This is a genomic window from Tsukamurella hominis (genome assembly GCF_965137015.1).
Taxonomy (GTDB): Bacteria; Actinomycetota; Actinomycetes; order Mycobacteriales; family Mycobacteriaceae; genus Tsukamurella; species Tsukamurella hominis.
Genome location: NZ_CBCRZG010000006.1, coordinates 132338 through 152653 on the forward strand (window position 1 = coordinate 132338; position 20316 = coordinate 152653).

19 protein-coding genes are annotated in these 20316 nt (G+C 73.0%); 10 read left to right on the forward strand and 9 right to left on the reverse strand.

Features of this window, described 5'->3' with window-relative positions:
• The first annotated feature begins 4 nt into the window (after positions 1–4).
• Genes stf0 through ACM9LD_RS10590 form a run of 6 tightly spaced genes read left to right on the forward strand, consistent with a single transcriptional unit; the run spans position 5 to position 5254 of the window.
• Positions 5–802 carry a trehalose 2-sulfotransferase gene (stf0, locus tag ACM9LD_RS10565; RefSeq protein WP_415676619.1) on the forward strand — a complete coding sequence of 266 codons (798 nt, stop codon included), beginning with the start codon at positions 5–7 and terminating at the stop codon, positions 800–802.
• A complete protein-coding gene (gene cysD / locus ACM9LD_RS10570; protein ID WP_415676620.1) occupies positions 799–1740 on the forward strand; it encodes a sulfate adenylyltransferase subunit CysD in 942 nt (313 codons plus the stop codon). The genes stf0 and cysD overlap by 4 nt, the downstream gene beginning before the upstream one ends.
• A complete protein-coding gene (cysC, locus tag ACM9LD_RS10575; protein WP_415676621.1) occupies positions 1740–3629 on the forward strand; it encodes an adenylyl-sulfate kinase in 1890 nt (629 codons plus the stop codon). Before cysD ends, cysC begins: the two co-directional genes overlap by 1 nt.
• Positions 3626–4552: a formylglycine-generating enzyme family protein gene (locus tag ACM9LD_RS10580; RefSeq protein WP_415676622.1), complete on the forward strand. Its 927-nt coding sequence runs from the start codon at positions 3626–3628 to the stop codon at positions 4550–4552. The genes cysC and ACM9LD_RS10580 overlap by 4 nt, the downstream gene beginning before the upstream one ends.
• Before the next feature lie 25 nt (positions 4553–4577).
• The gene (locus ACM9LD_RS10585) at positions 4578–4829 is read left to right on the forward strand and encodes a hypothetical protein (protein WP_068524183.1); all 252 of its coding nucleotides are present in this window, start codon (positions 4578–4580) and stop codon (positions 4827–4829) included.
• Positions 4826–5254 carry a PIN domain-containing protein gene (locus tag ACM9LD_RS10590; RefSeq protein WP_415676623.1) on the forward strand — a complete coding sequence of 143 codons (429 nt, stop codon included), beginning with the start codon at positions 4826–4828 and terminating at the stop codon, positions 5252–5254. Before ACM9LD_RS10585 ends, ACM9LD_RS10590 begins: the two co-directional genes overlap by 4 nt.
• A 1-nt stretch (position 5255) precedes the next feature.
• On the opposite strand, the gene ACM9LD_RS10595 is transcribed toward ACM9LD_RS10590, so the two are convergent.
• Positions 5256–6698 (reverse strand): sulfatase family protein, encoded by a 1443-nt coding sequence (locus ACM9LD_RS10595; protein WP_415676723.1) that lies wholly within the window; start codon positions 6696–6698, stop codon positions 5256–5258.
• 134 nt (positions 6699–6832) lie between these two features.
• Positions 6833–8296, reverse strand: coding sequence for an NAD-dependent succinate-semialdehyde dehydrogenase (locus ACM9LD_RS10600; RefSeq protein ID WP_415676624.1), 1464 nt, complete (start codon positions 8294–8296; stop codon positions 6833–6835).
• Between the two features lie 111 nt (positions 8297–8407).
• Here ACM9LD_RS10600 and pgi point away from each other — a divergent pair, with 111 nt between their 5' ends.
• Positions 8408–10066, forward strand: coding sequence for a glucose-6-phosphate isomerase (pgi, locus tag ACM9LD_RS10605; protein WP_415676625.1), 1659 nt, complete (start codon positions 8408–8410; stop codon positions 10064–10066).
• Positions 10067–10075: 9 nt separating this feature from the next.
• Here pgi and ACM9LD_RS10610 read toward each other — a convergent pair whose 3' ends face one another.
• Together ACM9LD_RS10610 and ACM9LD_RS10615 are read right to left on the reverse strand one after the other, a co-directional pair.
• Complete coding sequence (locus ACM9LD_RS10610) at positions 10076–10873, reverse strand: IclR family transcriptional regulator (protein ID WP_415676626.1); 798 nt, start codon at positions 10871–10873, stop codon at positions 10076–10078.
• The gene (locus tag ACM9LD_RS10615; protein WP_415676627.1) at positions 10873–11925 is read right to left on the reverse strand and encodes a D-2-hydroxyacid dehydrogenase; all 1053 of its coding nucleotides are present in this window, start codon (positions 11923–11925) and stop codon (positions 10873–10875) included. Before ACM9LD_RS10615 ends, ACM9LD_RS10610 begins: the two co-directional genes overlap by 1 nt.
• Before the next feature lie 56 nt (positions 11926–11981).
• Between ACM9LD_RS10615 and ACM9LD_RS10620 the strand changes: the two genes are divergently transcribed.
• The gene (locus tag ACM9LD_RS10620; RefSeq protein WP_415676628.1) at positions 11982–12878 is read left to right on the forward strand and encodes an NAD(P)-dependent oxidoreductase; all 897 of its coding nucleotides are present in this window, start codon (positions 11982–11984) and stop codon (positions 12876–12878) included.
• A gap of 4 nt (positions 12879–12882) precedes the next feature.
• Here ACM9LD_RS10620 and ACM9LD_RS10625 read toward each other — a convergent pair whose 3' ends face one another.
• The 3 genes from ACM9LD_RS10625 to yczE all read right to left on the reverse strand — a co-directional run bounded on the left by ACM9LD_RS10625 (position 12883) and on the right by yczE (position 14646).
• A complete protein-coding gene (locus ACM9LD_RS10625) occupies positions 12883–13110 on the reverse strand; it encodes a hypothetical protein (protein WP_068524176.1) in 228 nt (75 codons plus the stop codon).
• A 130-nt stretch (positions 13111–13240) separates the two neighbouring features.
• Positions 13241–13978, reverse strand: coding sequence for an SDR family oxidoreductase (locus tag ACM9LD_RS10630; RefSeq protein WP_415676629.1), 738 nt, complete (start codon positions 13976–13978; stop codon positions 13241–13243).
• On the reverse strand, positions 13897–14646 hold the full coding sequence (gene yczE / locus ACM9LD_RS10635) for a membrane protein YczE (RefSeq protein WP_415676630.1): 750 nt from the start codon (positions 14644–14646) through the stop codon (positions 13897–13899). The genes ACM9LD_RS10630 and yczE overlap by 82 nt, the downstream gene beginning before the upstream one ends.
• A 61-nt stretch (positions 14647–14707) precedes the next feature.
• On the opposite strand from yczE, the gene yczR reads away from it, so the two are divergent.
• Together yczR and ACM9LD_RS10645 are read left to right on the forward strand one after the other, a co-directional pair.
• Positions 14708–16153 (forward strand): MocR-like transcription factor YczR, encoded by a 1446-nt coding sequence (yczR, locus tag ACM9LD_RS10640; RefSeq protein WP_415676631.1) that lies wholly within the window; start codon positions 14708–14710, stop codon positions 16151–16153.
• A gap of 84 nt (positions 16154–16237) precedes the next feature.
• Positions 16238–16858, forward strand: coding sequence for a DoxX family protein (locus ACM9LD_RS10645; RefSeq protein WP_415676632.1), 621 nt, complete (start codon positions 16238–16240; stop codon positions 16856–16858).
• Positions 16859–17041: 183 nt separating this feature from the next.
• On the opposite strand, the gene efeB is transcribed toward ACM9LD_RS10645, so the two are convergent.
• On the reverse strand, positions 17042–18289 hold the full coding sequence (efeB, locus tag ACM9LD_RS10650) for an iron uptake transporter deferrochelatase/peroxidase subunit (RefSeq protein WP_415676633.1): 1248 nt from the start codon (positions 18287–18289) through the stop codon (positions 17042–17044).
• On the reverse strand, positions 18279–20309 hold the full coding sequence (efeU, locus tag ACM9LD_RS10655; RefSeq protein WP_415676634.1) for an iron uptake transporter permease EfeU: 2031 nt from the start codon (positions 20307–20309) through the stop codon (positions 18279–18281). The genes efeB and efeU overlap by 11 nt, the downstream gene beginning before the upstream one ends.
• Positions 20310–20316: the final 7 nt, after the last annotated feature.

Sequence of the window (20316 nt, forward strand, 5' to 3'; positions counted from 1 at the left end):
GGGCATGCCCAGCCCCGACCACTATCTCGTGTGCGCCAGCCAGCGCAGCGGGAGCACCCTCCTCGTGGAGTCGCTCGCGGCCACCGGCGTCGCCGGGCGGCCACAGGAGTTCTTCCAGTACTACCCGTCCTCGTCGCTGTCGCCGCAGCCGCGCGAGTGGTTCGCCGGCGTCGACGATCCGTCGCTGCTCGACCTGCTCGACCCCATCGACCCCGGCACCGTCGACCCGCGCGGCCCCGCGCAGTGGCGCGCCGACGTGCTGCGCGAGGGCCGCACGCCCAACGGCGTCTGGGGCGGCAAGCTGATGTGGAACCAGACGCCCGTCCTCGTGACCCGCACCCGCACCGCGTCGGGCTCGGTCCGGACCGCCATCCGATCCCTGTTCGACGGTGCCGACCCCCTCTACGTGCACGTGCACCGGCCCGACGTGGTCGCCCAGGCCGTGTCCATGTGGCGCGCCGTGCAGACCCGGGTGTGGCGCGACGACCCCGATCACGACCGCGAGCGCGACGAGCGCGCGGTGTACCGCGCCGACGGGATCGCGCACCTGGCCTGGATCCTGCGCGAGCAGGAGCGGTCGTGGCGGGCGTGGTTCGCGTTCGAGGGCATCACGCCGCTCGAGATCGACTTCCACGAGCTGATCGCCGACCCGCAGAAGACGACGGCGCGCGTGTTGGACGCGCTCGGGCAGGACCCGCACCTCGCTCCCCCGCCGCCGCTCAAGCCCCAGTCGAACGACCGCTCCAAGGAGTGGGCGGAGCGCTACCGCGCCGACGCCGCCGAGAACGGATACCCCCAATGAGCACCGTGACGCCCGAACCGATCGCCGCCGTCGACGAGCTGCGCGTCCTCGAGGCCGAGGCGGTGCACATCATCCGCGAGGTGGCCGCCGAGCTGGAGCGGCCGGTCCTGCTGTTCTCGGGCGGCAAGGACTCCATCGTGCTGCTCCGCCTGGCGGAGAAGGCCTTCCGGCCCTCGCCGCTGCCCTTCCCGATCCTGCACGTGGACACGGGACACAACTTCCCGGAGGTGATCGACTTCCGCGACCGCCGCGTGGCCCCGACCGCGGAGAACCCCGACGGGATCGAGCTCATCGTCGCCTCGGTGCAGGAGTCGATCGACAGTGGCCGGGTCGCCGAGTCGACGGAGTCCTCCGGCTCGCGGAACCGGCTGCAGACCCGCACGCTGCTGGACGCGCTGGAGGCCGGGAACTTCGACGCCGCGTTCGGCGGCGCCCGGCGCGACGAGGAGCGCGCCCGCGCGAAGGAGCGGGTGTTCAGCTTCCGCAACGAGTTCGGCCAGTGGGACCCGCGGGCGCAGCGCCCCGAGCCCTGGTCGCTGTACAACGGGCGGATCCGCCGCGGCGAGTCCGTCCGGGTGTTCCCCCTGTCCAACTGGACCGAGCTCGACATCTGGCGCTACATCGAGCTCGAGGGCCTCGAGCTGCCGCCGATCTACTACGCGAGCGAGCGGGAGGTCTTCGAGCGCGACGGGATCCTGCTGGCCGTCTCGGAGTTCACGCAGCCGCGCTCCGGCGAGGCGGTGAACCGGGAGTGGGTGCGCTACCGCACCGTCGGCGACCTGACCATCACCGGCGCGGTCCGCAGCCGCGCCACCGAGATCCACGACGTGATCGCGGAGATCTCCGCCGCCACCGTCTCCGAGCGCGGCGAGACCCGCGCCGACGACCGCACGTCCGCCGCCGCCATGGAGGACCGGAAGAAAGAGGGCTACTTCTGATGACGGACGTCCTGGCACCATCGACCACGCGCCAGCTGCTGCGCCTCGCCACGGCGGGCTCGGTCGACGACGGCAAGTCGACGCTCATCGGCCGCCTGCTGCACGACACCGGCAGCCTGCCCACCGACCATCTGGACGCCGTCACCGACGGCGACGAGGTGGACCTCGCGGCGCTCTCCGACGGACTCCGGGCCGAGCGCGAGCAGGGCATCACCATCGACGTGGCCTACCGCTTCTTCTCCACCGAATCGCGCAGCTACGTGCTCGCCGACACCCCCGGCCACGAGCGCTACACCCGCAACATGTTCACCGGCGCCTCCAACGCGCACGTCGCGATCCTGCTGGTGGACGCCCGCAAGGGGGTGCTGCGCCAGACCCGCCGGCACGCGCGCATCGCGACGCTCCTCGGCGTCCCGCACGTCATCGCCGCGGTGAACAAGATCGACCTCGTCGACTTCTCCGCGGAGCGGTTCGCGGAGGTCGACGCGGAGCTCGCCGAACTCGCGGTGCGGCTCGGCCTGGACGCGATCCCCGCGATCCCGCTGGCCGCCAAGCTCGGCGACAACGTCGTCCACCGCTCGGCGCACACCCCCTGGTACGACGGCCCCACGCTGCTCGAACACCTCGAGGCCGTGCCCCTGCGCGCACCGTCGGCGGTCGCGACGGAGCTGCGCCTGCCGGTCCAGTGGGTCTCCCGGCCCACCGCCGAGCGGCGCCGACGGTACGCCGGACGCGTCGCCGCCGGCACGCTGACCGTGGGCGACGAGGTGCTGGTGCTGCCGTCCGGGAGCAGGTCGACGGTGACCGCGCTCGACACCCTGGACGACGACCGCGCGACGGCCGTCGCGCCGCTGTCGGTCTCCGTCGAGCTGGCCGACGACATCGACGTGGGCCGCGGCGACGTCCTCGTCTCCGGTGCCGAGGGCGCGCACCTGCCGGTGAACGCGCGCGAGCTGGAGGTCACCGTCTGCTGGCTCGCGGAGAAGCCGCTGCGCGCGGGCGACCGCGTCGCGCTCAAGCACGCCACGGCGACGGTCCGCGCGACCGTCCAGTCGCTAGAGCGGCGCCTGGACCCGGAGACGCTCATCGAGCAGGTGGGGCCGAGCGAGCTCGCGCTCAACGACATCGGGACCGTGACGCTGCGGACCTCGTCGGTGGTGGTGGCCGACCCGTACGCGCAGAACCGGGACACCGGCGCGCTGATCCTCATCGACGAGGCGAGCAACGACACCGTCGGCGCGGGCACGATCACCGAGGCCCGCGAGGTGGTCCCCGGGCAGGCCACGCGCAACGACATCCGCTGGCACCCCAGCTCGCTGGGCCGCGCGGAACGCTGGGCGAAGACCGGCCAGCGCGGCGCCACGGTGTGGTTCACGGGCCTGCCCGCGTCGGGTAAGTCGACGGTGGCCGTCGCCCTGGAGCGGGCGCTGGTCTCGCGGGGCCGCGTCGCCTACCTCATCGACGGCGACAACATCCGCCACGGCATCTCCGACGACCTGGGCTTCTCCCCCGGCGACCGCGCGGAGAACATCCGCCGCGTGGGGCACCTGACGCGCCTGTTCGCGGACGCCGGCGTGATCTCGATCGCGTCGCTGGTCTCGCCGCTGCGGTCGGACCGGGAGATCGCCCGGGAGCTGAACGTGGCGGCGGAGATCGACTTCCTCGAGGTGCACGTCTCCACGCCCGTGAGCGAGTGCCGCAAGCGCGACCCGAAGGGCCTCTACGCCCGTGCGGACCGCGGCGAACTGCGCGGCCTCACCGGCGTCGACGGGCCGTACGAGAAGCCCGAGGACCCGGACCTACGGTTCGACACCACCGGCGCCGACACCGACGAGCTCGCGCAGCGGGTGATCGCGCTGCTCGTGGAGCGGGGAATACTCGAGGCGTGAGCTGCTGCACGCCCGAGGGCCCGGACCTGCCGCCGCACGCCGGCGCGGTGCCGGGCGGCGGCGCGAAGGGCGGCGGCGCGCACCCGATCGCGCAGGCCCGGATCCCCGCCGGCGCGTTCGCCATGGGCGACGCGCACGGCGACGGCTACCGCGCTGACGGCGAGCTCCCCGTGCACCGGGTCGTGCTGCCGGGCTTCGCGATCGACGCGACGACGGTGACGGTCGCCGCGTTCGCGGCCTTCGCCGACGCGACCGGGTACGTGACCGATGCCGAGCGGTTCGGCGCGTCCGCGGTCTTCGACGCGAGCGCAGCGGACCCGTCGGCCGGGGTGCCGGTCCCGGGCACGCCGTGGTGGCTGACGGTGCCGGGCGCGACCTTCCGCGCGCCGGGCGGGCCGGGCACCGTCGCCCTGGACGACCATCCCGTCGTGCACGTCTCGCACGCGGACGCGCTGGCCTACTGCGCGTGGGCGGGGCGGGCCCTGCCGACGGAGGCGCAGTGGGAGTACGCGGCACGCGGCGGCCTGGACGGCGCGCGGTACCCGTGGGGCGACGAGCACCCGGTGCCGGGGCGGGACTGCAACGTCTTCGTCGGCGCCTTCCCCGAGCCCGACGGTCCCGTCGGGACGGTGCCGGCCGCGGCGTACGCGCCGAACGGCTACGGCCTGCACCAGGCGGTGGGGAACGTGTGGGAGTGGTGCGCCGACCGGTTCTCGGCGCGCTACTACCGTGCGTCACCGGAGGTTTCGCCGACGGGGCCCGACCGCGGCACCGCCCGCGTGCTGCGCGGCGGCAGCCACCTGTGCCACGACTCCTACTGCTACCGCTACCGCACGTCGGCCCGCAGCCACAACACCCCGAGCTCGACAGCGAGCAACATCGGATTCCGCACCGTGTCCGATTCTGATATCGTGATCCCCTAGATCCGATATACACCGGAGGTGCGACATGTCCGTATCGCTACCTGAGTTCCGCGACGCTCCACTCAAGCTGACGTCCCTGCGCGCGCCCGAAGGGCTCTTCGACCGGGCGCGGGAGGAGTTGGGCTACGCCTCAAATCAAGACATGGTGGTCAGCCTCGTCGAGCTGGCGCTCAAGCAGAAGCTCCAGCGGGACATGATCAAGCGGATCGCTTCGAACCCGGACGGTCCCTACGCCGCACTGGCGGATCCTGAGTTCCTCAAGGAGGTGAGGCGGTGACACTCCCCTTCGACGAGCGACCGGTTCCCCACATCGTCGACAACTCCGTATGGTCGAGGATCCAGATCGGCCAGATCCGCGGGACCGCCCTGGAATCATTCACGGTCGGCGGGAACTTCCTCGCGGCATGCGCGCCGCAGCTCCTCGAAGCGCTCTACTCCACACGTTCTCCTCGCGAGTGGGAGTCCGAATACGCCACGAACTGGGAGTTCCTCGACGTGCTGCATCCTGGCGCCGAAACTCACGCCGTCTCCGTCGAGCTGCAGCGCCGACTCTGGCACTCCGGCAAGGTACGCGCGGCCGGCCCCGTCGACACGATGATCGCGGCGATCGCGATCCGTCACGACGCCGTGGTGGTGCATCGCGACAGCGACTACGAGCGGATCGCGGAGGTCGCGCCGGAGTTCCGGCAGGTGCGGGTGTAGGTCAGGCGTTCGCGGCGCCCGCGCGGGCCCGTCCGACCGACGCGCGCAGGTTCACCTCGGACGGGGTCAGCTCGCGGCGCGCTCCTTGCGAGCGGCGCGAGGGCAGCGGCGTCTCGTCGGCGCCGGGCTGCGCGCGGCCGGCGAAGAAGGCGGCCATGAAGGCCTCGGCGATCGCGGTGCCCTCGGACTCCGACGGCAGCACGTCGCCGGTCTCCTCGCGCCAGTTCGCGAGCACGCCGGCCAGGCGGCGGGCCACCCACTGGTAGGCGGGCTCGTCGACCACGTTGTGCCGCTCGTACGGGTCCACGACCAGGTCGTACAGCTCCCGACGGGGCCGCGGCGCGGCCGTCTCGTACGGGTCGAGCGAGGCGGCGGAGGAGCTGTCCGCGATGTCGAGCGGCAGCAACAGCGCGGGCCGGTCGGCGTAGTTCTCGATGTAGCTGAACTGCTTGGTGCGCACGGCGCGGATCGGGTCGTAGGCGTCGTGGTAGGTCTTCTGCGTGAACAGCCCGGCGCGCACCTGCTCGCCCGTCGGCTCGAGGAGCTCCGCCGCGTGGGTCTCGCCGTCGACGTCCTCCGGCAGGGGCAGGCCGAGCAGGTCGAGCACCGTCGGCGTCAGGTCGACGCCCGAGAACAGGTCGTCGTAGACGCGGGGCGCGAGCCCGAGGGAGCGGGGCGGCCGCGCGATGAAGGCGACGCCGGTGCCCTCGCCGTAGAGGGTGGACTTCGCGCGCGGGAAGGCGAGGCCGTGGTCGGTGATGAACAGGATCCAGGTGTTCTCGGCCAGCCCCAGTTCGTCGACGGTGTCGAGCAGTCGCCCGACGGCGGCGTCGGCCTGCGTGATGCTGCCGTGCAGCCCGGCGAGGTCGTCGCGGACCTGCGCGGTGTCGGGCAGGAAGCCGGGCACGCCGATGGCGTCCGGGTCCGCGGGCTCGTACTGGTCGGCGGGGTACGGGCGGTGCGTCTCGAAGAAGCCGGCGGTGAGGAAGAAGGGCTCCTCGTGCGTGGCGGCGTCGGCCAGCCACTCCTGTGACCGCGCCACCACGTAGTCGCACAGCGAGTCGGAGACGTCGGCGGTATCGAAACCGAGCCGGGCGGGGTCGGCGCTCTCGTGCTGCATGCCGAACAGGGCGCTGCGGTAGCCCGCCTCGCCGAGCAGCGACGGCAGCGTGCGCACGTGGTCGCGGTACTCGAAGCCGTGGTGCGCCAACCCGACGAGGCCGTTGCGGTGCGGGTGCATGCCGGTGAACAGCGAGCCGCGCGCGGGCGAGCAGAGCGGCGCCGTCGCGTGCGCGTCGGTGAACCGGATGCCCTCGGCGGCGAGGCGGTCCAGGTTCGGACTGACCACGCCCTCGGCGCCGTAGCAGGTGAGGTGGCGGCCGAGGTCGTGCCAGTGCACCAGGATCACGTTCTCCCGGGTGCCGTTACCCGCCTGCTTCTCCACCACACCTCGACGTTGCCACAGCTCACCCCGCCGCGGCGAGCTTTGCGATCACCGCGAACCCAATTGAACGATGTTTTGGAGAGGAAACCCGCAGGTCAGATTCTCCAGAACGTCGTTCAATCGGGGAGGGGGTGTCACTGGAGGGCGATGTAGCGGGTCTCCAGGTACTCCTCGATGCCCTCGCTGCCGCCCTCGCGGCCGAAGCCGGAGGCCTTGACGCCGCCGAAGGGGCCGGCGGGGTCGGAGATGACGCCGCGGTTCACGCCGACCATGCCGGCCTCGATCCGGTCGGCGACGCGCAGCGCGCGGTCCAGGTCCTTGGTGAAGATGTACGCCGCCAGGCCGTACTCGGTGGCGTTCGCGGCGGCGACGCCCGCGTCCTCGTCGGCGAAGGCGACGACGGGCGCGACGGGGCCGAAGACCTCCTCGGTGAGGATCCGGGCGTCGGCGGGGACGTCGGCGAGCACCGTCGGCGGGAAGAAGTGGCCGGGCCCCTCGGGCGCGACCCCGCCGAGCCGCAGCGACGCGCCCTTGGCGACCGCGTCCTGCACCAGCTCGGAGACGGTGGCTTGCTGATCCGCCGAGACGAGCGGCCCGATCGTCACGCCCTCGTCGGTCCCGCGGCCCAGCACGTACTTCGCCATCCCGTCGACGAGCTTGGTGGTGAACTCCTCGACCACGGACTCGTGCACGTGGAAGCGGTTGGCGGCGGTGCACGCCTCGCCGCCGTTGCGCAGCTTGGCGAGGAGGGCCTGCGCGACGGCGTGGTCGACGTCGGCATCGTCGAAGACGACGAACGGCGCGTTGCCGCCCAGCTCCATCGACGTGCGCAGGATCCCCGGCGCCGACTGGGCGACGAGCGCGGCGCCCACCTCCGTCGAGCCGGTGAAGGTGAGCTTGCGCAGTCGCGGGTCGGCGAGCAGCGGTCCCGTGAGCGCGCCGGACTTCGACGTGGGCAGCACGGAGATCACGCCGTCCGGGACGCCGGCCTCCTTCAGCACCTCGGCGAGCAGCAGCATCGTCAGCGGCGTGAGGCCCGCGGGCTTGACCACCATCGTCGCGCCGGCGGCGAGCGCGGGCCCGATCTTGCGGGTGCCCATCGCCAGGGGGAAGTTCCACGGGGTGATCGCCAGGCACGGCCCGACGGGGGCCTTGCTCACCAGGATCCGCCCGGTGCCGGCGGGCGCGGGCGTGTAGCGGCCGGCGATGCGCACGGCCTCCTCGGAGAACCAGCGGAAGAACTCGGCGCCGTACTTGAGCTCGTTGGCCGATTCGGGGAGGGCCTTGCCCATCTCCAGCGTCATCAGGAGCGCGAAGTCGTCGGCGCGGGCGTGCAGCCCCTCGTAGGCGGCGCGGAGGATCTCGGCGCGCTCGCGGGCGGGCGTGGCGGCCCAGGCCGGGCCGGCGGCGACGGCGGCGTCGAGGGCGGCGGCGCCGTCCTCGGGCGTGGCGTCGGCGACCTCGACCAGCACCTCCTCGGTGGCCGGGTCGTGCACCGGAAAGGTTGCGCCCGAACTCGAATCGCGGAACGCCCCGTTCACGAAGATCCCGGTGGGGATGCGGTCGAGGAGGTCACGGACGCGCTGCTCGGTTGCCATACCGCCACCCTAGCGCCGCGCCGAGGGCGCGCGCAGGGCCTTGTCCCGGCGCCCGCTGTGACCTCGTCCGTGAACCGCCCGCGCGGGCGCTCCGGACACTAGGCTGACGCCATGAGCGACAGCGACATCACCGCGTCCACCGCCTGGCGGAACCTCCTCGATCACCACCGCGAGATCGCCGGGACCACGCTGCGGGAGCTGTTCGCCGCCGACCCCGACCGCGGCTCCGAGTTCGTCTTCCGGGTGGGCGACCTCTACATCGATTACTCCAAGCACCGCGTCACACGCGAGACGCTCGGCCTGCTGACCGCTCTCGCCGACGAGGCCGGGGTCGCAGCCCGGCGCGATGCCATGTTCGCGGGCGAGCACATCAACGCCACCGAGGACCGCGCCGTGCTGCACACCGCGCTGCGCGCACCGTCGAGCCTGGACCTGCGGGTCGACGGGCAGGACGTGACCGGCGACGTGCACGACGTGCTCGACAAGATGGGCGCCTTCAGCGACGAGGTGCGCTCCAAGCGCTGGCGCGGCGCGACGGGCGAGCCCATCACCGACGTGGTGAACATCGGCATCGGCGGCAGCGACCTGGGCCCCGCGATGGTCTACAAGGCCCTGCGCGCGTACGTGCAGCGCGGCATCACCTGCCACTTCGTCTCCAACGTCGACCCGGCGGACGTCTCGGCCACGCTCGCGCACCTGAACCCCGCGACCACGCTGTTCATCGTCGCCTCGAAGACCTTCTCCACGCAGGAGACGCTCACCAACGCGCACGCCGCGAAGCGCTGGCTGCTCGAGGGCCTCGGCGTCGGCGAGGAGGCCGTCGCGAAGCACTTCGTCGCCGTCTCCACCAACGCGGAGCGGGTCGCGGCCTTCGGCATCGACACCGCGAACATGTTCGGCTTCTGGGACTGGGTCGGCGGCCGCTACTCCGTGGACTCCGCGATCGGCCTGTCCGTGATGATCGCCGTCGGCCCCGAGCGGTTCGCCGAGTTCCTGGCCGGATTCCGCACCGTCGACGAGCATTTCGCGACCGCGCCCGCGGAGGCGAACGCGCCGCTCATGCTCGGGCTGATCGGGCTCTGGTACTCGGACTTCTTCGGCGCGCAGTCCCGCGCGGTGCTCCCCTACGCGCAGGACCTGGCCCGGTTCCCCGCCTACCTGCAGCAGCTCACGATGGAGTCGAACGGCAAGTCGGTGCGGGTGGACGGCACGCCCGTCACCGTCGACACCGGCGAGATCTTCTGGGGCGAGCCGGGCACCAACGGCCAGCACGCCTTCTTCCAGCTGCTGCACCAGGGCACGCGGCTCGTGCCGGCGGACTTCCTCGGCTTCGCGCAGTCCACCGACGACCTGCCGACCACGGACGGCGTCGGCACCATGCAGGACCTGCTGATGAGCAACCTGTTCGCGCAGACCAAGGTGCTCGCCTTCGGCAAGACGGCGGAGGAGATCGCCGCGGAGGGCACCGATCCGGCCGTGGTGCCGCACAAGGTGATGCCCGGCAACCGGCCCACCACCACGATCCTCGCGCCCAAGCTCACCCCGTCCGTCGTGGGCCAGCTCATCGCGCTCTACGAGCACCAGGTGTTCACCGAGGCCGCGGTCTGGGGCATCAACGCCTTCGACCAGTGGGGCGTCGAGCTGGGCAAGGTGCAGGCCAACGCCCTACTGCCGGTCATCGCGTCCGACGGTGCCCCCGCCGCCGACCTCGACTCGTCGACCGATGCGCAGGTGCGCTGGTACCGCGCGCAGCGCGGCCGCACCGTCTAGGCCGCAGGACTAGGGCCGCTCGGTCGCCGCGCGCTCGCGCCAGGGGTTGGTCAGTCGCGCGGCGGCCTCGGCCAGCGCCTCGGCGACGGTCGCGATCCGGGCCTCGTCTGCCTGCTCCGTCGGGACGGCGACGCCCAGGGCCAGCGGCGGGTCGCCCGGCGACCAGGCGGGCAGCGCGACGGCGACGCCGGTGAGGCCCAGCGTGCCGCTGCCGGGGTCGAGGGCGTAGCCGCGCTCGCGAATGCGCGCCAGCTCGGCGCGGAGCGCGGCGCCGGTGATCTCGGTGCCGTCGACGGCGCTGCGCGCGGGCACGGCGGTCGCGAGGATCGCGTCGAGCTCGTCGGCGGGCAGTCCGGCGAGGAGCGCCTTGCCGGACGCGGTGAAGACCGCGGGCAGCCGGGAGCCGAGCGGCGTGCCGAACCGGTACGGCACCCGGCCCTCGTGCCGCGCGAGGTAGAGGGCGTGGGCCCCGTCGAGCATGGTGATCTGGACCAGCTCGCGGTGCAGCACGGGCGACGCGGAGATCACCGGGAAGAACTCGCGGACCTGGTTGAACTGCAGCGCGTACGCGCCGCCGATCTCCGCAGTGCGGCGGCCCAGGGAGAAGCCTCCGGGCACGCGGCGGATCATGTCGCCGTCCTCGAGGGCCTGGCAGAGGTTGGCGCACGAGGACTTGGCGATGCCGAGGCCGCGGGCCAGGTCGCTGAGGCTCAGGGCCGGGCTCTCGGACTCGGCGAGCAGCGCGAGGATGCCGATCGCGCGGGTCACCGCGGGCGCCGGGGCCCGCGTCCCCTCCGGCGAGGCCATCAGTAGAACTCCACCGTGTCGACGACGTTCGCCATCAGCGCACCGTCGAGCAGGGCGGTCGCGTTGCGGGCGAAGAGGCGGGCGATGCGCGTGCCCTCCTGCCGGCTGAGCGCCGCGGTGTGCGGGCTGGCGAGCACGCGGGGGTGGCCCCAGAGCGGGCTCTCCTGTGGCAGCGGCTCGGTCGCGAAGACGTCGAGGGCGGCGAAGCCGACCCGCCCGTCGTCCAGCGCGGCGAGCAGTGCGTCCTCGTCGATGACGGTGCCGCGGCCCACGTTGGTGAGCAGGGTGCCGGGGCGCAGGCCCGCGAGCAGCTCGGCGCCGATGAGCTTCTCGGTGGCGGCGGTCCCGGGCAGGGTCACGACGATGGCGTCGGCCTGCGCGGCCGCCTGGGCGAGGTCGTCGAGCGGGATCACGCGGTCGACGTTCTCCACGGGGCGGCCGCTGCGGGAGGTGCCCCAGACCGTCGATCCGCAGGCCTTGAACCGGGCGGCGGTCGCGGCACCGATGCCGCCGAGGCCCACGATGAGCACCGTCATCTCGTCGAGGTGGCGCATCGCCCAGCGCTCGGCGGGCCAGTGCCGGGCGGCCTGGTCGGCCTCGAGGCGGCGCAGGTCCTTGGCGCCCGCGAGGATCCCGAACAGGGCGAACTCGGCCAGCGTCGACCCGTGCACCCCGGCGCTGGTGGTGAAGGCGACGCGCTCCAGCTCGGCAGGTGTCAGGCCCGCGGCGCGGACCTGGGCGCCGCCGCCGGCCGCGGTCGCGTGCACCCAGCGCAGCGACGGGTTCGCGCGGACGGTCGCGGCCAGCCGCGCGGGCTGCACGTCGGGGATGCCGAACAGGGCGTCGGCGCCGTCGAGCAGCGCGGTGAAGGCCTCCTCCTGCGCGGGGGTGCGGGCGAAGGCGGGGTCGCCCTCCCAGTCGGCGTCCCACCGGGCGGGCCGGTTCAGCGTGTGGTCGCGCAGCAGCTCGACGCGCGGCTCGAGCCGCTCGATGAGCAGGCAGTCGTCCTCGGGCAGGTCGACGGCGAGGGCGGCGCGGAGCGTGGAGGTCATGGGGCAAGTCTAGTCAATCGGCCAACATATTGAACGCGATTCGCTAGGTTGGACGAATGACGGAGGTTTCGGACCCCCTCAGCGGGGTGACGGTCGGCGTGATCGGACTCGGCGCCATGGGCGCCCCCATGGCGCGACACCTGGCCCGCGGGCACGGGGGCGTGCACATCACCGCCCGGCGCCCGCGCCCCGACCTCGTCGCCGACGGTGCCGTCCAGCACGACGACGCCGCGTCGCTCGCCGCCGTCGCCGACGTCGTGCTCCTCATGCTGCCAGATCTGCCCGAGGTGGAGGAGGTGCTCGCGGGCGGGCTGCTCGCGGGCGACCGCCCCCTCCTACTGCTCATCGGGTCCACGTCCTCCGCGCCCGGGGTCCGCACCCTCGCCGAGCGCCTGGACCGCGAGACCGCGGGCCGGGTCCGCGTCGTCGACACCCCCGTCTCGGGCGGCGACGACGGCGCGATCGCCGGCACCCTGTCGATCATGATGGGCGGCGCCGAGGAGGACTGCGCCCTCGCCGCGGCGGTGCTGGCGCCCTGCGGCACCCCGGTGCGGCTCGGGCCGCTCGGGGCGGGGCAGGTCGCGAAGGCCTGCAATCAGCTGGTGGTCGCCGCGACGATCGCCGCCCTGGGCGAGGCGACGGTGCTGGCCGACCGGTCGGGCATCGACCTGGGCACGATGTGGGACCTGCTCGGCGGGGGCTACGCCGCCTCGCGCCTGCTGGACACGCGCAAGGAGAAGCTGGTCACCGGCGACGACGCCCCGTCGGGGATGGCGAAGTACCTGCTCAAGGACCTGAAGTCGGGCGCGGAGGTCGCGGCCGCCACCGGTACGGAGGCGGCGCTGCTGCCCGCCCTGCTGGCCGAGTTCGAGGAGATCGTCGCCGCCGGGCTGGGCGAGCGCGACATGTCCGTCACCCGGCGGTTCGTGGCCGAGCGTCGGGCACCGGAGTAGGGGCTCACGGCTCCTTGGGGATCTGCCAGGTGCCGTTGGCGTTGCAGCTGAGCACGAAGCCCTGGCTGCGCTCGAGCGCGAGCTTGCCGACGGCGTATCCGGCGCAGCTCTCGCCGATGCTGCCGCGGGCGTAGTCGCTGATGTCCGGGTCGGCGTGGGCGGGGGCCGCGGCGACGATGAGGGCGACTCCGGCTGCGGAGGCGATCGTGGCTGTCTTGATGAATGTGCGCATTTCGCACCACCTTTCGTCCCTGCTAACGCTAGGAACTGCGGTGTCACGGCACATCCGGGCCGGGCCCCCACGTTTCGGGGAGGCGCCTCAGGGGTGGGCCCCTAGTCCTTCCGGGGGATCCGGTCGGGGCTCAGATCAGGCGGCGGGTGAGCTCGTCCGGGGCGTGCCGCAGCACGGCGCCGAGCGGGGTCCACGGCCACGACGGGACGGCCGCCTCCTTCGGCTCGCGGTCGATGGCCTTGACGAGGGCCTTGACCCCGTCGTCGAGCGACGACTTCATGGACGTCTTCACGCCCTTGTTGATGTCGGTCTCGATGAAGCCGGGCTTGATGACGGTGACCGTGATATCGCTGCCCGCGAACTCGGCCTGCAGCCCCTCCCCCAGGGCCGTGAGGCCGGCCTTGCTGGCGGAGTAGGCGGCCTGCGCCTTCGGCATGCCGCGCTGCCCGGCGATGGAACTGATGAGCACGAGGTGGCCGCGGCCCTGCGCGCGGAAGATCTCGAGCACCGCCTCGGCCTGCACGAGAGCGCCGGTGAGGTTGGTCTGCACGGTCTCCAGATTGGCGTACGCCTTGCCGGTGCCGAGCGGCGCGCCCTTGCCGATGCCGGCGTTGACGATCGCGCGGTCGAGGCCGCCGAGCCGCTCGACCACGTCGCCGATGGCGACGGGCACGGCGTCGAAGTCCGTGACGTCGAGCCGGCCGATCTCCACCGCGCCCGCCTTGGGGCAGGAGCTGAGCTCGGCGCGCAGGGCCTCCAGCCGATCGAGGCGCCGCGCGAGGAGACCTACGTCCTCGCCACGCTCCGCATACGTCCGAGCCATGCCTTCGCCGAGACCGGAGCTGGCTCCGGTGATGAGGATCCGCATTCCCCCACCCTATCCACGCCGTGGGCGTCCGCGCCGGTGCCGGCGTGCGCGTCGCCGCCGTGCGCGCCGGAGTGCGCCCCGCCGCGGGCGAGCGCGGGGCCGCCGAGGCCGGTGCGCGCGAACAGCTGGATCAGCGGGCCGACGCCCACCGCGTAGAGCACGGTGCCGATGCCGAGGGTGCCGCCGAGGAGGAAGCCGACGATCACGACCAGCACCTCCATCGACGTGCGCACCACGCGCACCGAGCCGCCGGTGCGGGCGACGAGCCCCGTCATCAGGCCGTCGCGCGGGCCCGGTCCCATGCCCGCGCCGATGTAGAGCACCGTCGCGAAGGCGTTGAGCACGATGCCGCCGAGCATCATCGGGACCGCGACGACCAGCGCGGGGTTCTCCGGGAACAGGGGCGCCATGGTGTCGAAGGCGACGCCGATGACGATCACGTTGGCGACGGTGCCGAAGCCCGGCTTCTGCCGGATCGGGATCCACGCGAGCAGCACGAGCGCGCCGACGACGATCGACGTCACCCCCACCGACAGGCCGATCTTCTCCGCGAGCCCCTGGTGCAGCACGTCCCACGGCATGTTGCCGAGGCCCGCGCGCAGGATCGCGACCATCGCCGTCCCGTACAGCCACAGGCCCACGAACAGCTTCACGAGTCGAATCATCATGACACCCACCCTGGCGCCAAGTGGCATGACAATCCATAGCCAGTTCTGAAATACTGGCCTCATGTTCCCGTCAACTGGCACTGTCGGCGCGGCCGCCCTGGTCCGCCAGCTCGGCTCCTGGAAGGCCGACGGTCCGCGCCCGGCCTACCTCGCGCTCGCCGAGGCGCTGCGCCTGCTGGTCCTGGACGGGCGGGTCCCCGTCGGGACCGCGCTGCCGAGCGAGCGCGCCCTGGCCGCGCACCTCGAGGTCAGCCGCACGACGGTGACCACCGCCTACGCCGAGCTCCGCGACAGCGGGCACCTCCAGTCCCGGCAGGGCGCGCGCAGCGTCCTCTCGCTGCCGCACGCCGTGCCCGCCGAGCCCGCGGACACCGGCCCCGAGGCCGACCTGATCCGGCTGAACATCGCGGCACCGTCGGCCCCCGACCAGATCGTGCACGACGGCTACCGGCACGCGCTCGAATGCGCGCCGCCCTACCTCGCGGGGATCGGCCTCTACCCCGGCGGCGTGCGGGCGCTCAAGGAGGCGATCGCGCGGCGGTACACCGACCGCGGCCTGCCCACCTCGGAGGAGCAGATCCTGGTGACCTCCGGCGCGCAGCACGCGCTGCGCGTCGTGCTGGACACGCTGGTCCATCCGGGCGACCGCGTCGTCATCGAGCAGCCGACGCACCACGGCACGATCCTCGCGCTGCGCCGGCACAACGCGCGGCCCGTCGCCGTGGGGCTGCACCCGGAGCACGGCTGGGACCTCGACCAGCTCGAGGCCGTCGTGAAGCAGCAGAATCCGCGGATCATCTTCACCATCCCCGACTTCCACAACCCGACGGGGCTGCTGCTCGACGAGGCCGGGCGGCGGCGGCTCGGCGAGATCTCCGCCCGCTACCGCGTGCCCGTGGTGGTCGACGAGACGATGGCGGAGCTCGCACTCGACGTTCCCGCTCCCCCGCCGGTCGCCGCGTTCGCGCCGCGCGGCGCCCGGATCATCACGCTCGGGTCCGCGAGCAAGACCATCTGGGCGGGCCTGCGGGTGGGCTGGATCCGCACCGAGACCTCCCCCGATTCGCTCACCGCCGCCCGCTACGACATGGACCTCGCGGGCGCCGTCTTCGAGCAGCTCGCCGCCGGCTACGCCCTCGACCACCTCGCCGACTTCCTCCCCGGGCGGCTCGACTCGCTGCGGGCGGCGCGGGCGGTCGCGCTGGACGCGGTCGCCGAACACCTTCCCGGGGCGACGGTCTCCCCCGGCGTCGGCGGGCTGTGCCTGTGGGTGACGCTGCCGCGGCCCGTCGGGACCGCCACCGCCGCGGCCGCCGCGGGGCTCGGGGTGCGCATCGCCGCCGGCTCCGCCTTCGGGGTCGACGGTGCCCTCGAGCGCAACATCCGCATCCCCTTCTCGCTGCCGCCGGACCAGCTCGCCCAGGCCATCGAGCTGGTGGGCACCGCGTACCGTCGGGCGACGGGGGGCGCGACGATGCCGGACCTCGAGGGCCAACTCGTCGTGTGAAGTGGACCACTCCCGGGAATCGTCGGGACCGCGGTCCGGTTGAACGCCTCAGAACCGACGACCTCCGCTGGAAGGGACCCCACCATGGGACAGAACAACACCGCACGTGACCTCGGGCTCCTCGCCCTGCGTACCGCCGTCGGCGGCGCCCTCGCGTACCACGGCTCGCAGAAGCTGTTCGGATGGTTCGGCGGCCACGGCCTGGAGGCCACCGGCCAGGGCTTCGAGTCCATGGGCTTCGCGCCCGGCAAGCCCAACGCCGCCCTCGCCGGCGCGGGCGAGCTGGCCGGTGCCGCCCTCGCACTCGGCGCCGCGACCCCGCTGGCCGCGGCCGGCGGCGTGGGCGCGATGCTGGTCGCCGCCGAGGTCCACCGCCCGCAGGGCTTCGCCGCGCAGAGCGGCGGCAACGAGTACCCGATCACCCTCGGCGTCGCCGCTGCCGCGCTGGCCCTCACCGGGCCCGGCAAGTACTCCGTCGACCACCTGCTGGGCGACCGCCTGAACAAGCCGTGGCTCGCGGCCGTCGCCCTGGGCGGCGCCGTCGCCGGCGGCGCGGTCACCATCGCCCGCCGCAACGCCGCGCTCGCGCAGGCCGAGGCCGTTTCCCAGGAGATCGAGGACGAGGCCGCCGAGGGCGACTTCCTGCTCGGCGACTACGACCCGGAGACGGGCACGAACGACGGCGCGGACAAGCTCATCAAGTAGTCCCCGCCGCCGCGGCACTCACCGGCCGCGAGAGAGCGAATGCCGCCGGACCCCTCACCCAGGGTCCGGCGGCATCGTCGTCTGTGCGCGGGCACGCAGCTCAGAATCTCCAGTTCTACGGGACCACACGTGTTCCAGCGCACGTGCGACGCCGCAGAAGGCGACATCGTGAGGAGCCCGGCCTCAGCGGAACAGCCCGGCCCCTAGGAAGTCGTCCGCACCCCGCACTCCGGGGACGGCGAAGAAGTAGCCGCCGCCGAAAGGCGTCACGTAGTCGGTGAGCGGCTCGTCGATCAGGCGCTTCTGCACCTCCTCGAACTGCGCCTCGACGTCCTGCTGGAAGCACAGGAAGACGTGGCCGCACGCCATGTTGCCGTTCATGTCCAGACCCAGGTCGTAGTTGTACGACCGCCGCACCAGGCGCTGCTTCTCCGTCTTCTCGCCCTCGCGCGGGTTCGCGAGGCGGATGTGCGAGTCCATCGGGATCACGTCGCCCTCGGGGTCGGCGGCGAAGTCGGGCTCGTCGGTCTCGGCGGCGCCGTCCAGCGGGGCGCCGGAGTCGCGGCGCCGGCCGAACATGCCCTCCTGCTCGGCGATCGAAACGCGGTCCCAGAACTCGACCATCATCCGGATCAGCCGCACCACGAAGTACGTGCCGCCGGTCGCCCACGCGGGCTCGCCGCCGCCGGTCACCCAGATCAGCTCCTCCGCCTGCGAGCCGACGGGGTTGGCGCTGCCGTCCTTGAAGCCCATGAGGTTGCGCGCCGCGCCCTCGGGCCGCGGCGGTGCACCGTAGCCCTGCATCTTCCACCGCAGCTGCATCGCGCCGCGGGTGTGCTTGGCGATGTCGCGCAGCGCATGGTGCACGGTGTCGGGGTTGTTGGCGCAGAACTGCAGCACCAGGTCGCCGTGCATCTGTGCGGCGTCCGGCTGGTCGTTGGGGAACACCGTCATCGGCTTGAGCTTCGCGGGCTTCTTCGCGCCCAGCCCGAACCGGTCGTCGAAGAGCGACGAGCCCACCCCGAGCGTGATCGTCAGCCCGTCGGCGGGGACCACGGGCCCGAGCACCGCGCTGTCCGCGGGCGGCTTGCCCACGCCCAGGTTCGCCGGGGTGCCGCCCGCGGTGAGGAACCGCGCCCGCTCGGTGATGGTCCGCAGCAGCTTCTCCAGGCCCGCGCGATCGGTGATCACGTCGAAGGCCGCGACCATGAGCGCCGCCTGCTTCTCCGCCGGGGCGGGCGTCAGGATGCCGGACTGGTGCTCGCCCTCGAACGGGTAGGAATCGCGCACCGTCGGGCCCGAGGACTGCGCCGCGTCGCTGCGCGCACCCCCGGCCAGCACGCCGCCGACGGCGGCCACACCCACGGCGCCGACCGCCGCGCCCTGCAGGAACTTCCGCCGGCCGGTGCCGGTCGTCGTCTCATCGCTCATGCTTGGGGATCTCCAGGAGGTTGGGCACGGCGGACAGGGTCTCGAGGGCCTGCCCGACGGTGCCGTTGATCTTCTGCCGCAACGCCAGCGGCGGAGCCTCGAGCGGCGGGTAAGTGCCGTCGGGCCGCTTGACGGCGTCGAGGGCCTTGGTGATGTCGTCCAGCTCGCGGCGCGCCGTGGGCAGCAGGTCGGGCACGCGGGGCGCGAGCAGCGGCTCGAGCACGCGGAGCACGGCGCGGGTGGCCTCGACGTCGGCGGCGGTCGCGGCGTAGCCGGCGTGCGCGCCCTGGTCGCTGACGCCGGTGAGGTGGTCGCGCAGCGCGTCCTCGAGGATCTCCTGCGCGCGCTTGGTGAGAGTGATCGGGTCGCCGGCGATGTCGTCGGTGCGCAGGTCGGTGCGGACCTTCGCGAGCCCCTCGAGAGTCTTGTCGACCTGCGCCGTCAGCGCGGCCGACGGTTCCCCGGTCCACAGTCCGTACTCGATGCGCCGGATGCCGGAGAACTCCGGATCGCGGACCCCGTCGGCGAAACCGTCGGGCAGGCCCGCGACGGCCGTCCCGGCCTCGCCGAAGCTGTTGTACGAGGCGCCGACCTTCTCCCACGCGGTCATGGCGTCGAGCCACGCCGCCTTGGCGCCCGCGGTGTCGCCGCCGCCGAGCGCGGCCTTGACGCGATTCAGGGCGGACTCGACGGCGGGGAGCACCGTCAGCACGTAGTCCTGGTACTTCGCGTTCGCGCCGTCGAGGTCGTCCTTGGTCACGCGCGCGACGGCCTTCGGAGCCGCACCGCCGCCGGTCACGGTGAACTGCTCGGAGCGTGTCTCCTTCTGCCCTGCGAGGTAGCAGACGAACCGGTAGCTCCCGCCCCCGAGCGTCGCCGACAGGTCGGCGGTGGTGGCCGGGCCGAGAGTCTCGATCTCGCCGACGACGGCGTCGCCGCTGTCGACCAGGGTGATCTCGCCCGACTTGCCGGACTTGTTGGTGACGGTGATGCGCTGCTGCCCGGCCGAGGCGCCGCTGAACCCCTGGGCGCAGTCCGCCTCGGTGACGGTCACCGCGCCCGCGGCGGCGGGCTTGGCCGGCAGGATCGCGATGATCAGGCCCGCGACGAGCAGCGGCACCAGCACGACGACCGCGGCCGCGAGGCCGGTGCGCGTCCCGGCGAGGCGCGCGGCCCAGGCCTCGAAGCGGCCCTTCTCCTCGGGGGTCGCCGGGGCGGGCTTCGTGCCGAGGAAGATCCCCAGCACGACCACCAGGTAGGCGAGCCACGCGACGACCTGCAGCACCGTCATCTTCGGCGCGAGGTTGGTGATGCCGCCGATGAGTGCCACCCACCACGAGTCGGTGCTGATGCTGCCGGACAGATCGAAGGCGATCCAGGTGCGGCCGGGCAGGACGCCGGCGTTCTGCAGGTCGCCGAGGCCGTAGGCGAGGACGCCCGCGGCCACGACGATGAGCAGGATGGCGGTGTACCGGAAGAACGTGGCGAGGTTGAGCCGCACGGCCTGCCGGTAGAGCAGCACGCAGATGCCGAACGCGACCGCGAGGCCGAGCGCCGCGCCGACGGCGGGGCCCACCGCGTCGCCCGACGCGCGGGCCGCGGTCCACAGGAACAGCGTGGTCTCGAGCCCCTCGCGCGCGACGGCGAAGAACGCGGTGAGCACGAGCGCACCCGCGCCGAGCACCATCGCGGTCTCGACGTCGGCCCGCAGCCCCTTCGACAGCGACGCCGCGGTGCGCCGCATCCAGAAGATCATCATCGTCACGAGCAGCACGGCGAGCACGCTCAGCGTGCCCGCGACGACCTCCCGCGCGGTCGCCGACAGCTCCGACGTCGTGAACGTCAGGATCGCCCCGAAACTCACCGACAACGAGGCCGCGCCCAGCGCGCCCAACCACACCGGCACCCGCGAACCGCCCGACTTCTTCACGGCGGCGAGCAGGATGCTCACGATCAGTCCCGCTTCCAGGCCTTCACGCAGGCCGATGAGGAAGTTCGGGACGGCATCACCCCAGTTCATGCCTAGA